This is a genomic window from Hymenobacter persicinus (genome assembly GCF_004167665.1).
In the GTDB taxonomy this organism is placed as follows: Bacteria; Bacteroidota; Bacteroidia; order Cytophagales; family Hymenobacteraceae; genus Hymenobacter; species Hymenobacter persicinus.
Map to the genome: position 1 here is coordinate 1 of NZ_SEWE01000094.1, position 398 is coordinate 398.

The following is a 398-nucleotide window of genomic DNA, read 5'->3' on the forward strand; positions in this document are numbered from 1 at the left end:
TCGGTGGCGCCCTACGCGCTGTTTTCCGACAGCGGCGGCGACTACAACGCCTGGACCCCCGCCGTGGGCACGTATTCCCTGACCGCCACGCCCTACGCCGAAGCCGGCGGTGGTGGAGCCGCTGGCCGCAGTCTTACCCAAACCTTCACCGTCAGTGCCAGCGCCCCGGCTTTCGTGCCGGCCGTGACGAGCTTTACCTTGGTGAATGCCGACACCGACCAGGATATTCAGACTCTCACCGCGGGCAGTGCGTTGAACCTGGCTACGCTGCCGACGCGCAACCTGAACATCCGGGCCAACACGAATCCGGCCACGGTGGGCAGCGTGGTGTTTGAACTCAACGGCACCCAGGCCCGCAGCCAGGTCGAGTCGGTGGCGCCCTACGCGCTGTTTTCCGA

1 pseudogene is annotated in these 398 nt (G+C 66.3%); it reads left to right on the forward strand.

What is annotated here, in order from left to right:
• A pseudogene (locus EWM57_RS21290) lies at nucleotides 1–398 on the forward strand (hypothetical protein); the annotation flags it as partial.